Annotated in this window: 14 protein-coding genes; 9 read left to right on the top strand and 5 right to left on the bottom strand. The window is 57.9% G+C overall.

The window, feature by feature from the left end:
* Nucleotides 1–5: 5 nt before the first annotated feature.
* Nucleotides 6–314: a hypothetical protein gene (locus tag A6U86_RS15250; RefSeq protein WP_068392615.1), complete on the bottom strand. Its 309-nt coding sequence runs from the start codon at nucleotides 312–314 to the stop codon at nucleotides 6–8.
* Between the two features lie 341 nt (nucleotides 315–655).
* On the opposite strand from A6U86_RS15250, the gene A6U86_RS15245 reads away from it, so the two are divergent.
* The 9 genes from A6U86_RS15245 (at nucleotide 656) to A6U86_RS15205 (ending at nucleotide 11,161) form a co-directional block, all read left to right on the top strand.
* The gene (locus tag A6U86_RS15245) at nucleotides 656–1,861 is read left to right on the top strand and encodes a capsule biosynthesis protein (RefSeq protein ID WP_068392612.1); all 1,206 of its coding nucleotides are present in this window, start codon (nucleotides 656–658) and stop codon (nucleotides 1,859–1,861) included.
* On the top strand, nucleotides 1,858–2,592 hold the full coding sequence (locus A6U86_RS15240; RefSeq protein WP_083196843.1) for an ABC transporter ATP-binding protein: 735 nt from the start codon (nucleotides 1,858–1,860) through the stop codon (nucleotides 2,590–2,592). The genes A6U86_RS15245 and A6U86_RS15240 overlap by 4 nt, the downstream gene beginning before the upstream one ends.
* 657 nt (nucleotides 2,593–3,249) lie before the next feature.
* Nucleotides 3,250–4,263: a helix-turn-helix transcriptional regulator gene (locus A6U86_RS15235; RefSeq protein WP_068392609.1), complete on the top strand. Its 1,014-nt coding sequence runs from the start codon at nucleotides 3,250–3,252 to the stop codon at nucleotides 4,261–4,263.
* Nucleotides 4,264–4,320: 57 nt separating this feature from the next.
* Nucleotides 4,321–5,493, top strand: a complete 1,173-nt coding sequence (locus tag A6U86_RS15230) for a polysaccharide biosynthesis/export family protein (protein WP_068392607.1) — start codon at nucleotides 4,321–4,323, stop codon at nucleotides 5,491–5,493.
* Between the two features lie 128 nt (nucleotides 5,494–5,621).
* On the top strand, nucleotides 5,622–6,485 hold the full coding sequence (locus tag A6U86_RS15225) for an FkbM family methyltransferase (protein ID WP_068392605.1): 864 nt from the start codon (nucleotides 5,622–5,624) through the stop codon (nucleotides 6,483–6,485).
* Nucleotides 6,486–6,519: 34 nt separating this feature from the next.
* Nucleotides 6,520–7,845: a glycosyltransferase family 1 protein gene (locus A6U86_RS15220; protein ID WP_068392602.1), complete on the top strand. Its 1,326-nt coding sequence runs from the start codon at nucleotides 6,520–6,522 to the stop codon at nucleotides 7,843–7,845.
* 18 nt (nucleotides 7,846–7,863) lie between these two features.
* Complete coding sequence (locus tag A6U86_RS15215; RefSeq protein ID WP_068392597.1) at nucleotides 7,864–8,919, top strand: hypothetical protein; 1,056 nt, start codon at nucleotides 7,864–7,866, stop codon at nucleotides 8,917–8,919.
* 248 nt (nucleotides 8,920–9,167) lie between these two features.
* Nucleotides 9,168–9,899, top strand: coding sequence for a response regulator (locus A6U86_RS15210; RefSeq protein WP_068392596.1), 732 nt, complete (start codon nucleotides 9,168–9,170; stop codon nucleotides 9,897–9,899).
* A complete protein-coding gene (locus tag A6U86_RS15205; protein WP_068392594.1) occupies nucleotides 9,896–11,161 on the top strand; it encodes an ATP-binding protein in 1,266 nt (421 codons plus the stop codon). The genes A6U86_RS15210 and A6U86_RS15205 overlap by 4 nt, the downstream gene beginning before the upstream one ends.
* A gap of 765 nt (nucleotides 11,162–11,926) precedes the next feature.
* On the opposite strand, the gene A6U86_RS15200 is transcribed toward A6U86_RS15205, so the two are convergent.
* The 4 genes from A6U86_RS15200 to A6U86_RS15190 form a co-directional block, all read right to left on the bottom strand.
* Nucleotides 11,927–12,568 (bottom strand): hypothetical protein, encoded by a 642-nt coding sequence (locus A6U86_RS15200; RefSeq protein ID WP_068392592.1) that lies wholly within the window; start codon nucleotides 12,566–12,568, stop codon nucleotides 11,927–11,929.
* Between the two features lie 206 nt (nucleotides 12,569–12,774).
* Nucleotides 12,775–12,936, bottom strand: coding sequence for a hypothetical protein (locus A6U86_RS35630; RefSeq protein ID WP_174074365.1), 162 nt, complete (start codon nucleotides 12,934–12,936; stop codon nucleotides 12,775–12,777).
* A gap of 80 nt (nucleotides 12,937–13,016) precedes the next feature.
* Complete coding sequence (locus A6U86_RS15195) at nucleotides 13,017–13,868, bottom strand: helix-turn-helix domain-containing protein (RefSeq protein WP_068392590.1); 852 nt, start codon at nucleotides 13,866–13,868, stop codon at nucleotides 13,017–13,019.
* A 69-nt stretch (nucleotides 13,869–13,937) separates the two neighbouring features.
* Entirely contained in the window at nucleotides 13,938–14,165 is a 228-nt protein-coding gene (locus tag A6U86_RS15190; protein WP_068393962.1) for a DUF1127 domain-containing protein, read from the bottom strand.
* Nucleotides 14,166–14,247: the final 82 nt, after the last annotated feature.

Below are 14,247 nucleotides of genomic sequence, written 5' to 3'. Positions count from 1 at the left end.
CCCGGTCAGAAGCGGTCGTAGTTGCCAAGGCGCGGATGGCGCCGGCGCCGCGCTTCCGCGGGCAGCAAGAGCGGAATAGCTCCCTGGGGGATGGGAAGCCGTGTCCGAAAGCCCTGGCTGCGATCGCGGCCGAAAAGGCTCAGTTCAAGACGGGAAGCGCCGCCGATGAGAATTTGCGTCAGGAAGAAGCGGGGCTGGGAAATGAACAAGGTGCCAGTCCAAGCCTGGAATCGGCCGAGAAGCGGCCCCACCGCCTGGCGGCGCGGCTGGGCGATATCGTTGCCACTGTTCGAGATATCCCCGGGCTTTCCCATTCCGAATTCCTTGAGCCAGTAATGAGAGAGATTGCTAATAGAAGGGCAGTTATCGCCGCCGCAATTTCGCCTCGCCATACGGATCGCGTCGCCAAAGTATTAATTGCGACAGTTTTCCGTCTATTCTTAGTTGTTGAGATTAAATTTTGCGATTTTGAGAATTATATTTGACAAATCAAGGATATATGTGGAAGCTTTCCCGAAAATAAGGGCTTCTCGGATGTTGTACATGCGAGCGGAAATGCGACGAACAGCGGAGTTTCCGGCGTCTTGCGGGGATTTCGAAAATACGGGTGAAGGGCTCCGGCTTTTCTCGAAAAGAGAGATTTGATGGTCTTCAAATGAGCCGCATCGAGAACAACAGAGAGTTTGCGGATTTCGTTACTTTGGTAACGGCGCGCTCCTCCAGCGTGGTTATTGGTCGGCCGCTTTCGTGGCCGCAATCGTTTGCGAAATGGATCCGTTCGCAATTACTGCTGATTCTGATGGTCGTCATTCCGGGCGTGCTCGGAGGCATCTACTACGGCTACGTCTGCGCCGATCAATATATTTCCGAAACGCAGTTCGTCGTGCGCAGCCCGAACCGGAATAGCGCAGGCCTGCTGAGCGGATTCCTGCAGAGCACAGGCTTTGTCCGTGCCCAGGACGACAGCTATATCGTCACTCAGTTCATCAAATCCCGAGCAGCCGTCGACGCGCTTGTCGAGAAGGACGGTCTGAAGGAAAAGCTTTCTCGCCCCGAGGCGGATTTCCTCAGTCGCTATCCGTTGTATTGGAGCGAGGCCAACGGCGAGGGGCTGTTCAAGCACTATCTTGATATCATCAATATTCGCACCGATACGGGTAGCGGCGTTACCACGCTAAGCGTGCGCGCTTTTCGGGCTGAAGACGCCCAGCGCCTGGCAAGCGCATTGGTGCAGCATGCCGAGGAACTCATCAATCGTCTTAACGACCGCGCCCGGGCCGATGCCATACGCTACGCGCAGGTCGAGGTGGGCGACAGCCAGGTCAGGCTATCGAACATGCAGAAGACGTTGACCGATTTTCGTAATCGCGAATCGCTCGTCGACCCCACGAAGCAATCGACAGCGGCGCTCGACATGATTGCCCGGCTTTCGGACGATCTGGCCGCAAGCAAGACGCGTCTCTCCGCTCTTGACGAGCAGGCGCCGCAAAGCCCGCAAGGGGAGGCATTGCGTGCACGAGTGACTGCGATGGAGCGTCAGATCAGCGAAGAAAGGGCCCGCATCGTCGGCAATGATGGCTCGATGGCCCCGCGTATCGCACAATATGAACAGCTTTTGCTGGAGCGGGAGATGGCGGCCAAGATGCTGACTTCGGCCACGGTATCCCTTGAGAACGCAAAAATCGATGCGCAGCGGCAACAACTGTATCTGGAACGAATCGCTGACCCGAACCTGCCGGATCATGCGCTCTATCCGAAGCGGATCATCGCATTCCTGATGCTGCTCGCCATTTGCTTTGCCGGTTTCTGGATCACGCGCTTCTTTATCAATCAGGTCTACGAGCACGCGGCACAGCAATGAGCGGTCTTCCTTCCAGTCTTTCGCAATTCACCTCCTCCGATGTGCCGGCTCCGCAAAACCTGAATCCGGAGCTGGAGGACGGAATCGTCGGCGTCTTCGATCTCGTCAAGGAATATGAAGTGAACGGCCGCATGCACCGGGTGCTCGACGGCCTGACCTTCAAGATCGGTCACGGCGAGAAGATCGCTGTTCTCGGGCACAATGGCGCCGGCAAGTCGACACTTGTCCGCATGATCGCCGGCATAGAGGAACCAACCTCCGGCAAGGTGGTCCGAAACATGTCCATGTCATGGCCCATTGCCTTGAGTGGTGGTTTCGGCGGTTCGATGACCGGATACGACTGCATGCGCTTCCTGTCGCGAATCTACAACAAGTCGTTTGCCGAAATCAGGGACCAGGTCGACGAGTTCAGCGAGCTGGGCCGTTATCTGCGCATGCCCATCCGGACATACTCATCGGGCATGCGTGCGCGATTGGCTTTTGGCATGTCCCTTGCCATCGATTTCGACTGCTATCTCATCGACGAGGTACTGGCAGTCGGCGACAAACGCTTCCAGACTCGCTCGTTCGAGGAGCTTTTCGTCAAACGCAAAGACCGTTCCATGATCATTGTGGGACACAATCTCAACGTGATTGCCGATCTCTGCACGTCGGCACTTGTGCTAAAAAAGGGCCGCGGTCGCGTCTTTCATGACATTGAAGCGGCGTTTAGAATCTACTCTACATTGTAGATATGTCATTTTCGCGTTGCTGGCTTCGCAGGCTGGAGGCGACGCGGCATGCCGTGTTTCCAAAGTGATACAGTATCAGAGGCCGATCGGCAGAAGGCTCTTCCATGTTCGATCCGACTTTAAAGTCGATTCAACCGCCGCATGCCGTCGCGGAGACCTTGATGTCGATTATGTTCGTATATCGCACAAATGGAGTGACCTTACGCGCTCATCGATTGCTTGAATTGCATCGTCTGCTTTTCGGCGTTTCTCCGGCGGTGTTTTGATACCGCGCACGCAACTATCTCTACGCGTGGCTGTACTTTCTAAATTAGAATATCAATATTCAACCCTTGATAACATGCCCGGTCAATCTAGCTATTTGACTGGATGCATTTTGTCCGACGTTGTCGCGAGCGCGATTTCGCCTTCTGCGAGAATGAGAGGCGGTAGGATTCTGTATAACATCGTCACTATCTGTACTGTGCTGTCAAAAATTGATGTGCTAATTTAACAATGAATAATGTAAGGTAAGCTGAATGATTATACCCCGTTAGGACCATCGAAGGGGATGAGACAATGGAGTCATCGTAGCGGACGAAAAAAAATCTGACCTGGGTAGAAATCAAAAGTAAGTGATTTCTAATATGCAACTTGAGATTTTGAGTAGGATACCGGATGGCGATGCTGGGAAGAGTTGTCGAACAATGCGTTGGGACTTTTGAGGTATACTCTCGGGATGCAATAGTTCGCAATCTTGACGTGCTTGAGCCAAACTGGAAATGGTCGGTTCCCTCGGATTCCAGCGGTGACTATTCTTTCAAATTCAGCAAGCAACCCCTTCAATCCACCTCTATCATAAGCGCGGAACATTCCGGAGCGCTGGAAGGAGTGGCCAAACACGATCTGCCGCGCGTGAGCATCATATTTGTCCTGGCGGGAGAGATCGAGGTCAACCACAGGCGGATGCAGAAGCGATTGCGCATCCCCGCCAACAGTGTCGCCAGCATCACCGACCGCAATGGCAAGAGGCTGGATATCAAACCACGAAGCTCCTGGCTCGTGTTTCAAATACCGGAACCCGTTCTAAGGCAGCATTTCGAGGAATTGACGGGCAAGCCCTATGTGCAAGAGTTCTCTCTCTCGCCGGTCAGCTTCCGCCAGGGCGGTGCCCAAGGCCTCTACCAAACTCTTCGCCAGGCTGAAAAAGATCTCATGACCGCGCGCCCGGCCGAACGGGTGATGCTGGCAAAGGCCTATAGCGAACTGCTGCTCGTCAAGCTGTTTGCAAAGCTCCCGCATAATCTCACCGACGCCTTTAGCCGAGGTACATTGGAGGATGCACCGCGGCAGCTTCTGCGAGCCGAGGCATTCATGCGCGACAATCTGCATAACTCGATCATGCTGGAGGATCTGGCCAACGCCGCCAGCTGCAGTGCGCGCGCCCTGCAACGCATGTTCAAGACTTACCGCGGCGATACGCCGATGGGAATATTATGCAATTACCGCCTTGCCGCCGCACACGGGGCCATCAAGGGCGGGCAGGCGGAGAGCATCACCGATCTGGCGATGAGCCTGCAGTTCTCCAATCCCGGACGGTTCTCCGTTCTCTACAAGCACGCCTATGGCTTTAGCCCCTCTTCGATCCTTCGTTTTACCCGGGAGCATAGCGACGATGCCAGGACAGCATAGTGCGCTGAGCACATCGAAGCCCAGTCATAACCGCCTCCATGCCGTTCAGGATAGTCAATGCCATTGAAGTTCGGACTGCTATTTGTTCTTGCCTGCGTTCTTACGGGCTGTGCACTACCGGAGGCCGGACCCAAGGCCTCCCGAATACTGGACGAGGCGGCGGGACGCGCGGTACCGCCGTTTGCATTGGTCAACGTGACATCCCCGGTAATGATCAACTTTGCTGCAAGGCCGCAGCCAAGCCTGGCTGCCTATTTCGGCGAAGGCAGGAAAGATCCCGGGCTGCGGATTGCGGTAGGTGACGTCGTTTCGGTGAGCCTCTGGGAGGCGCCTCCCGGCAGCCTGTTTGGAACGGCCTCCGCTGTCTCCAGCCAACAGCAGGCAACGGGAAGCGCCGTAACGATCCCGCCGCAGACGGTAAATGCCGACAGGACGATCAGCATACCCTATGTGGGCCGCATAACCGCTGCCGGCCAGACCCCTGCCGCCGTCGAGCGTGCCGTCGTCTCCGGTCTTGCCGGAAAGGCCGTTCAGCCTCAAGCGCTGGTCACCGTGCAGCAAAGCGTCGCGAATACCGTCACCGTCACCGGCGAAGTTGCCGGCGGCGCTCGTGTTTCGCTTTCGCCGGCCGGCGATCGGGTGCTTGATGCAATCGCTGCGGCGGGAGGATTGCGCGCGGGCGTCAACGAGAGCGTCGTCTACCTGACGAGGCAGGGAAGAACGATGCATCTCCCATTCACCGCGATCGTTCAGAGCCCGCGCGAGAATATAAGATTGCGCCCGGAAGACGTGATCACCGTCGTCCGCTCGCCGAACACCTATACGATCCTCGGCGCGTCCGGCCAGAATGGCGAGGTGCCCTTCAGTGTGCAGCATCTCAGCATGGCCAATGCAGTCGCCCGTGCCGGAGGGCTGCAGGATACTCGCGCAGATGTCTCGGGTGTCTTCCTCTTCCGCTACGAACCGCAGGAAGTGGCGCGCCGTGTCGTCGCTCCCAACAATCCGCTTCTTCGGCGTGGCGGCATGGTTCCGATCGTATACCGCTTCGACTTGAAGAATGGTTCGACGCTCCTGACGATGCAGAACTTCGAGGTCCAGCCACGGGATATCATCTACATTTCCAACGCCTCGTCGATCGATATCCAGAAATTCATGGGTCTCTTCCAAGGCCTCACCGGAACAGCATTGAATGCGGCATCCGTAGGCATAGCGGCAACCACGGCGAACTGATGGCATAGGTTTGCCGGCAAGCCACCGACGCGGAAAGCGGAAATGACGTAGCAGAGATCGAGGGAGCCATCACGATGTTGTCCGGCCTACGGACTGCACTAAACGCAGGTTGGTTTGAGGGGAATAGAATGAGTACGTCCGCGCTGCTACACCTCCACGAATTGATGGCTTTCGATCGGCAGCAGGCGGAGATTGCCATTCTGCAGCGTGTGAGCAGCGCCTACCTCGGCAACGATACCGCCCTCGTACGCGTGCTCGGACGCTACAAGCTTTACGTCGATACCCGCGATAGAGGCTTTGGATCTCACATCCTTCTCGATGGTTTTTGGGAAATCTGGCTGACACTGTTCTGCGCCCGCAATGTGAAGCGTGGCATGACCGCCATCGATGTCGGCGCGAACTTTGGCTATTATTCCGTGCTTCTGGCCGAGCTCGTCGGCGCCAAGGGCCAGGTGGTCGCCGTCGAGCCCAATCCCCATGCTGCGGATTTCCTGCGTCGCAGCACCGAGCTGAACGGGATGATAGGGCGCACACGCATCGAAGGTCTGGCTCTCGGCAAGATCGCCTCGGGCGATGCGCCTCTCTACGTCCCCCACAATGAGCCGAAGAACGCGCAGATCGTTCTGGAGGGCTTTGTCCCCCACATCGAGCACGGCAAGCTCATCAGGGTTCCGGTCACGACACTCGATCGGCTGTGCGGATCGTGCGAGCGTGTCGATTTCATCAAGATCGACGCGGAAGGGGCCGAGGAATTCATTTTCGAAGGGATGAACGAAACCATAAGCCGTCATCGGCCGATGATCGTCGTCGAATTCAATCCGGTACGCTACAGCGACCCCGGCGGCTTTCTTGATCGGCTTGCCGCCATTTACGGCTCGATACGGCGCCTCGATTTCAGTGGTGAGGCCGTGCCGGTTGCGCGCGAGGACCTGCTGTCGAAATACGCAAGCGATGATTCCCTGCTTGTTCTCTCCCCCAACAAGCCGGCGTGAGACCGGCGACGGCTGAAACAGAGGAGGGCCAAGTGTGAGCAAGACGATCCTTTATGACGGTCTCAATCTTTCACTGAGCAAGGGAACCGGTGTCGCCACCTATACCAGGGGGCTGATGTCGGCTGCCCATTCGCTCGGATATCAGACCGGGGTCGTCCATGGACTGGCAGGAAAGGTTCCAAAGGATCCCATCCTGCGGGAAGTGGTGTTGTTCGATGATACCAGCAACCGAAAGCCTGGAGCCGCCTTTATCGCTCGCCGCTGGCTGCGCCGGCAGATCGGCGCCCCATTCGGAGTGAAGCCTGTTCCGATAACATTCAGCGGGACTGTCATTCTGAAATCGGTTCAGTCGCAGTTCGGCGATTCCGGCATGGTCTATGCGTCGAACGATGTGTTCCAGCTCGCACGCCATCATTTCAAACGGTACGGCAACAGCCTGTCCATGAAGTTCGACGCGCAGCCCGACCTCCTGCACTGCACCTATCCTCTGCCGCTCGTGGCGAAGAGGGCTCTGAACGTCTACACGATCCACGACCTGGTTCCGTTGCGCTTGCCCTATCTGACCGAGGACGACAAGCGCTATCATTACAGGATGCTGAAGGCGCTGGTGAAGCGCGCCGACCACATCGTCACGGTCTCCGATACCTCGCGGGCCGATATCATCAATGTGCTTGGCGTCGACGAATCCCGCATTACCAACACCTATCAGGCCGTCCATGTGCCCGAGTCGCTGCGGGAAAAGACGGAGGATGTCGTCGCCGATGAGATTGCCGGCATCTTTCACCTCGATTGGAAGGGATATTTCCTATTCTTCGGCGCCTTCGAGCCGAAAAAGAACATCTCCCGGCTGATCGAGGCCTATCTCGCGGCAAAGACGACAAAGCCACTGATCATCGTTGGCGCGCCGGGCTGGAAAGGCGCGGAGACGAAGGAATTGATCGATGACGATCGCTTCCGCTTCTACGTGCGTTCCGAAGATAGGATCGTCCCACAGCGGCAGATCCAGCGTTTCGATTTCGTATCCTATCCGCTGCTGATCAGCTTGATACGCGGCGCACGAGCGGTGCTTTTCCCCTCGCTTTACGAGGGGTTCGGCCTGCCGGTTCTCGAATCCATGCAATTGGGGACGCCGGTCCTGAGCTCGACCGAGGGATCCATCCCCGAAATCGCTGGAAGGTCTGCATTGCTCGTCGACCCCTACAACACCGAGGACATGCGCAAGGCGATCACCAGCCTCGATCAGGACGATGCACTATGCGACGCCTACGCCAAGGCCGGACCGAAGCAGGCAGCGCGTTTCTCGACGGAACGATATCAGCAGAAGGTGAGTACGCTTTATGATACTCTCCTCAACGGATAGGAATGGGAGGGTTCAACAATGACCATCCTCTTTGCTTTCGGCATGCCGGGCGTCATGTCTTCCTGGGGCGTCGCTGCCGTCCATGCATTGGCGCGTGAAGCTTTTGGGGAATACACGATCATCACGACGGATACGATCGAGGACCTAAAGCAGCATGTCCAGAGCCGGTCCGGCACGCATGCCGTGCTGGTCTCGCAATTTCCCGAGGCCAGGCTATCGGAGCTGATTGTCAGGATTAACGTGCCTTTTCTGTTGTGTCTCGAAGATCCGATCGATGCAGTCTCCTATCTGGCAAGGGCGACCGACCAGCGCGACTTCGGGCTGGTCAGGGCCGTTTCGGCCAGTCTCGCCTGCCTGGAACCGCTGGCAAGCGCGTCGGCCGGGCTCGTCTTGCGGCGCAATGACATAGGCCAGCGCAGCAGCATTGATCTGCTGCTGAAGAAGATAGACGAACATTTCAGCACCGAGCTTACCTTCGAGCAGATTTCCAGCGCGCTGCGGCATGTCGGCATGGGTTCTCCGGAGGCCGCCTCCGGCACGGGCGTACCGAAGCTGGAGGAAGCGGCGGCGGCGGTTATCGTGGGGTATCTGACACCAAAAGAGGAAGTGCCGGAGCTTAGCGAATCATTGCGTGAGCTCGCGGGCAAGGTTCTTCGGCCACTGCAGTTCGGTCACTCCGAGGCTGCGATTCCCTCCATCTTCTGGCCTCGTGAAACATTTCTGGCGGGCGACAGATTGGGAGAAGGTCTCGATAGTAGCCTCGACCTGACTGGCGGCGCTCGCTGCCTCATCTATGGCCCCTATCTTCATCTGCCTCCCGGCCGCTGGGATGCCAAATTCTTCTTCGAAGTGGAGGAAGATTGCCACGGCCAGATCTTCACCCTTGAGATCCACGCCAAGGAACTGCTGGGAAAGCTGCGCGTCTGCCCGCAAGGCACCGGCCCTTTCGAGACGGCGGTTCCGGTTGAAGTGCTCGATCCACGTACGCCGATCGAAATTCGGCTGATGATGGATAGCGGGGCTATCGAAGGGCGGCTCTCCGCCTGGAGCATCGAATGGCTCCGGGCCGCATAGCATAAGCGACACCCCTTATATCGTCGCTTTAAGGGTACCGGATACCGGGCGACTTCCCGCATTTTCTCGCCTCACTGGCCGCGCTCTACTTTGCCTGATGACATTATTGTATTGCTGAACGTTTCCGGCGCCGGGAATTTTGTAAACCAAGGTTTCCCGTGGCGGATTTTCCGTATTAGTGCCGCAAAACCCTCCTTTTCAGCAGGTTGATAACTCGTATAACGGTTGGGAAAAATGGAATGAAGCCTATGAATGCGACCGCCGCGCCGGATGTCCTGATAGTCGACGACGATCACGAGATTCGCTCACTCCTCAGCCGCTATCTAGAGGAGCAGGGTTTTCGCGTCTCCACGGCAGGCGATCTCCGCGGATGCAACGATGCGCTCAACCGTCGCCCTCCCGACCTTATTGTCCTCGACGTGATGCTTCCCGACGGATCGGGCCTCGATCTTTGCCGTGACCTGCGAAACCGGCGTCCACGGGTGCCGGTCATTCTGCTGACTGCCCTCAAGGAGGACATAGATCGAATTCTCGGGCTCGAGATCGGCGCGGACGACTATCTCGGCAAGCCGTTCAATCCGCGCGAGCTGGCGGCCCGCATCCGCGCCGTCCTGCGTCGTACTCATGAAGATCTTTCGGTCGAACCCGAACAAAGACGGTTTCAGTTTGGCGACATGATGCTCGATCCGCAGCTTCGCCGGGTCACCAGGGATAATGGCGAGGCGATCTCGCTGACCGGAGCCGAATTCGATCTGCTGAAAGCATTTCTGGAACGCGCTGGCCGGTTGCTGTCGCGCGACCAACTGCTCGATTTGACCCAGGGCCGCGATCGCGACCCCGCCGATCGCTCGATCGATGTTCTGATGAGCCGGCTGCGCCGCAAGCTTGGCGAGACAGCCGACGAACCGATCTTCAGGACGATCCGCAATGGCGGCTATCAGCTTGTCGTGCCGGTCGTGGCGGTCAAGGGTGATTCATGAGGTCGTTGGGCGCGCGTCTGGCGTTGCTCTTGCTGACAGCCATCGTCTTGGTCGTCATCTCCTCATCATTCGTGGCAAGCCTCGTGATGCGCGGTCCCCGACCCAACATGATGATCGAGCCGATGGCCCGTCAGCTCGCCATTATGGCGACCTTTGCCGAGAAAGACAAAGCAACGGCGGCTTCCGCCGGGTTGATTTTCGCTCCGGTGCCTGCCGACGGCCCGCGGGATGAGGAACTATCCCGTTTCCTCATGGAGGCGCTGTTCCGGATTTCCGGCATGCGCGAGGCGATCATATCTCACCAATCGGCAGGGGAGATGATTGTTTCGCTGAAGCTCTCAGATGGCACATGGCTCATCACGCCGATGCCACAACACGGGCCGCCGCCGGGAGGTTGGAAAATACTGGTGGGATGGCTGGGCCTGATCATCATCGGCAGCGTCCTTGTTTCCATTTTTGCGGCATCGAAAATCATGAAGCCGCTTCGTCTGCTGGAAGAGGCTGTGGCGGCCATCAATCCTGACGGCACACTGCCGCACATACCGGAAAGCGGCCCCGGAGAAATCCGCGTTACCGCCCAAGCGCTGAACGGCCTCTCGGCCAGGGTGAAGGCCGCCACCGAAAGCCGCATGCGGCTTGTCGCCGCCGCGGGGCACGATCTCAGGACGCCCATGACGCGCATGCGCTTGCGCGCCGAGTTCATCAAGGACGACGAAGAGCGGCAGAAATGGCTCGCCGACCTCGAGGAGCTCGACAGGATTGCCGACAGCGCCATCAGGCTGGTGCGCGAGGAGATTTCCAACGACAGCCTGGAGCAGGTCAGGCTCGATGCAATTGTCAGCGACATCGTTGGCGAGCTAAAGGCAATCGATATGAATGTCAGCAGCGGCGAGCTGGAGCCGACCACGATCAGTGCCGGGCCGTTGGCCGTCACGCGGGCGCTGCGCAATCTGCTGATAAACAGTGCGACGCACGGCCAATCGGCGACGGTGACGGTCACGCATCTTGGCAACAGGGCGGTGGTGAGGATCATCGACACTGGCCCGGGCATACCCGAGGAGCGGCTCAATCAGGTGTTCGAGCCATTTTTCCGGATCGACATCGCCAGGCAAAAATCCTTTCCCGGCGCCGGTCTCGGCATGGCCATCGCGCGTGAAATCGTCACCCGCTTCGGGGGGGAGATCGTCGTGCGCAACCGGCAGCCCACGGGTCTGGAACAGGTTGTATCGTTCAAGAGTGCCGACTGCAAATCCGCGAGCTAGGCTCAATTTGAGCCGAGGGGAGAATCAGCTCGGCCATTCCAGATGAAAAAGCGAAACATCCTCAGATTTTTCACTGGAACTTTGTATCAAAGCAGGATTTACTTGCATAGAATTTTCGAAAGTTTCAATAGATGGTAGTACTGCGTTAAGTTCTCAAAACTTATCAAATAATAACAGCGAGATAGAAAAGCCGAGACACTAAATTTCGCTAAAATGCCTCTTTTCAGCAACGTTCGGAAATGCTCGGCCAGCCAACTAATGTAGAATTGCAGTCGATCGGATGCTGTGCTCGAGCAGGCTTTGATCGCCCCGCATACCCGGCTTCGCCATGACGCCCCCAACACGACTGGCGAAGCCGGATTACCCTTGAAGCGGGACAGAAATTCCCTGAAAAATTGTTGTCCGGAGAGTGCCTTGATTGGATCAAGGCGTTGCGGGTTTGGCAAGCTCGACATGGTCCGATGCGGACCGGAGCTGGTATCGGCCGGTGCTGTCAGCGACAACCCAATGATCACCAGTAGAGAATTTTATTGATGAGGTCGCCAATGCGTCACCTCACGGGGCGGGATAGGACCGTCGGTCCTGACTGGCGTTCGGGCACGGCGGATGTTGCGCCAATGGCACAGGCTCGGGAGCACCGGGCGGGGTGCTCCCGAGCCTTTCGGCCCTTTGATGGGCCGCTCTGTCCAGCCGATGAGGGCGTCCGGGGGGAAACTCAATCGGCCGGATGCGGAGAGGAAGGCGTGTTCCGTCCGTGTGGCTGGATCAGCGGAACATGTGGGGACCCGGAACGAGCGAGCGCTCGGCGTCCTCGAGTTTGGCCACTTGATCGGCAGTCAAAACATTACGCAGCGCAGCGGCCTTATCCTTGAGGACAGTCGCCTTGGCGGCGCGATCCAGCACGCGATCGGCTATCCGCTCGCCAAAGAATTCCTTCGAACCATCGGCCTGATTGTTGGCACCCTGCGCGGGCTGTGACGCGGCGTCGTCACCCGTCTCTGGCTGACCCGGCTGCCAATGCTTTGGAAAGGCCAGCAGATCCGTCAGTGCGTTGGTGTAGTCCCTCCAGGCGTCAAGCTGGGTGCTGCGAATGCCGATCAGCGTTTCCATGGCCGAAAGCTTGCCGGCGAGTTCCAGCGCGGGATTCGGGCCATGGGGGAAGCCGCCGGGAGGTCCGAAGGGAGGCATGGGGCCACCTTCGCCAAAGGCCATCATTGGCGGATGCATGTGCGGGCCGGGCCAGGGCCAACCGGCCGGCGGCGCGTGATCCTGTGCGGGCTGTGCCGCTTCCGCGAGAGCGGGGTTTTGCGCGTCTGATGTGGCAGTCGGTTCGGCGGCGAGAGCCGAAGCAGTCATGCCGCCGATCGCTGTCACTAGCAAGGTTGCGATGATATATCGTTGCTTCATGATCAGTATTGCCTTTGTTGCGATTACTAACGCCAAGGCTAACGAGATCGTATGAACGCAATAGTTCTCGATATTTCCGAATATGTCCTGACGGGGGAATGTTGCGAACGAAGTTTGCTATGAAGCCCGAGGCAACAATTCATTACAACTTTCCGCCAATGAAGCCGAGTTCCGGGCCCGGCTTCATTGGCAGGCGACTCGGGTCTTTATTCCTTGCCGAGCGAAGACGCCGAAGTCGACTGATCGGCCTCCCTCAATGCCGTTGCACATTCCTCACAGCAGACCTCGACGGACTTGCCTCCGAGGTTGACCTTGATGACATCGGTACCGAGTTCGCAGTCGCAGGCGGCACATGTGGTTTTCTTCATGGCTTGATCCTTTTCGAAAATCCCTCAATCAGGGCAGGATCATCAGACCACCGACCGCCAGGTCGGCGCTGTCGGAATCTTTAGCGAGTCGTATAGTGCTTCGGCTTCAATTGCGCCGAACGCTGGAATTCTGCGGGCGTGAGGCCATAGGTCTGCTTGAAGCTGGCGCTGAAATGGCTATGGCTGGAAAAACCAAGATCGAGCCCGAGCATGGTCAGGTCGTTATATTGGCCAAGAAGATCGAGCGCACGCGCCAGCCGCAGCCGCAACTGATAACGATAGAGCGGCATGGCCTCGACCTGCTGGAAGACCTGCGTTAGGTAGACCGGCGAGACTCCGACCTCCCTGGCGATCTCGGCAAGCGTCCAGCGCCGGGCAAGATCGGAAGACAGGACGAGCTTTGCCCGATCGACGAGTTTCTGCCGCCCAAAGCTCGCGCCGGCCGCATGTGATGTCCGCTCACCGAGCGAGCGGCGCACGAGCGTCAAGGCCAGGGTTTCGCCTTCAAGGCTTTCGGCGATGTTGCGGCTCAACCCGTGACGAAGAAGTGCGACGAGGGCCTGGGCGCGCGGATCGACGCGACGGCGCTGCCGGCGAAAGACGACGCCTTCGCCGGTCTGCACCTGGTCCGCCGGAGCAAGTTCATGAAGGACGGACTCGTCGATCGAAAGGTCGAGACAGGAATCGCCGCCATCGACGGGATGGCTGATCCGATAGTCCTGCCCGCCATTGAAGAACACGACCTGATTGGCCTCGGCGACCACGTCATTCTGGCCTACATGGCGCTTGAAGACGCCACGATAGGGATAGACGAGGCTTGTCTTGTGCGCACACTCCTCGTCGCTCTTGTGACGGCATTCGCCGTTACACACGACATCGCGGATGATAACCGTATTCGTTTTCAGCAGTAGAGCTGTCGAAATCAGTGACATGCCGCAATCCCCATTATGCCGCATATGCCGGTCGCATTGCATGAAACTAACATGTTCTGCGCCATCTTTTTAGTAGCGGCTGTAAATATGAACGTCGCTCCCGGATTGGCCGCGCGAAAGGCCGATATCCTTCAGCTGATCGTCCGAAAGCTCCATCAATGCATTTCGGTTGCGCCGCTCGGCCAGCTTGCGCGTGAGCAACCGCATCGTTCCCATGAGAACCGAGAACGACGTGCGCCGGGATCTGCTTGAAGTCCGAACGCGTGCGGACTGGATTGCGATGCTTGGAGTTTGCATTTTGATCTCCTCGACCATGTGTTTCGATGGAGACAATCAACCACTCGCGGCCTATTCGCGCTGTCAGATAATTTAGCGATCG

The organism is Rhizobium sp. AC27/96, from assembly GCF_001692325.1.
Taxonomy (GTDB): Bacteria; Pseudomonadota; Alphaproteobacteria; order Rhizobiales; family Rhizobiaceae; genus Rhizobium.
The sequence above is the reverse complement of the archived record's forward strand: the minus strand, read 5'-3'. Positions and strand labels throughout refer to the sequence as shown.